We start from the raw sequence: 785 nt of genomic DNA, 5'->3' as shown, positions 1-785 counted from the left end.
AGTATATGATGCGGTTCCGTTGGAACGAACGCACGTCGGGCGAAGATACCGACCGCGATAACCTCGACCTCGTTGGACTGCAAGAACAGCTGATACGCCGACTGAACGAAACGGGCAAACCCACGGTGGTTATTATCATCAGTGGCCGTCCGCTCTGTGTTCGTTATGCGGCCGAACGCGTGCCTGCCATCGTCAACGCATGGGAACCAGGGCAGTATGGCGGACAAGCCATTGCCGAAATACTTTACGGCAAGGTGAACCCATCGGCCAAATTGGCCATGACCATGCCGCGCCATGTGGGGCAAATATCCACGTGGTACAACCACAAACGCTCGGCTTTCTTCCATCCAGCCGTGTGTACCGACAACACGCCGCTATATCCCTTCGGCCACGGCCTGAGCTACACCACCTTCCGTTACTCCAACTTACAGCTTAATAAGGCCAGCATTCCCAACGACGGCAAGACGCCCGTAACGGCTAGCGTAACGATTGAAAACACGGGCAACCGCGATGGTGTGGAGATTTGTCAGCTATATATTAATGATGTGGTGGCATCTGTGGCCCGACCCGTGAAAGAGCTGAAAGACTTCCGTCGGGTGGCGTTGAAAGCGGGAGAGAAGAAAACCATCGAGTTCACCATCACGCCCGATAAGTTGGCTTTCTACGACATCAACCTCAAACCCATTGTAGAACCAGGCGCGTTTGAAGTGCTGGTGGGCGGAAGTAGCCGCGACGAAGACCTGCAAAAAACAACGTTCAATGTTCAATGATATGAAAAAAATAAT

At 53.0% G+C, this 785-nt stretch carries 1 protein-coding gene; it reads left to right on the top strand.

All coding sequences use genetic code 11. The features are described 5' to 3' along the window. Positions 1-770: glycoside hydrolase family 3 C-terminal domain-containing protein (locus tag BN93_RS09990; RefSeq protein ID WP_198007511.1), on the top strand; the 770-nt coding region annotated here is incomplete at its 5' end. Positions 771-785: the final 15 nt, after the last annotated feature.

It is taken from the genome of Prevotella conceptionensis 9403948 (assembly GCF_000312305.1).
GTDB classification, from domain to species: domain Bacteria; phylum Bacteroidota; class Bacteroidia; order Bacteroidales; family Bacteroidaceae; genus Prevotella; species Prevotella conceptionensis.
This window is presented reverse-complemented; position numbering and strand designations above follow the sequence as displayed.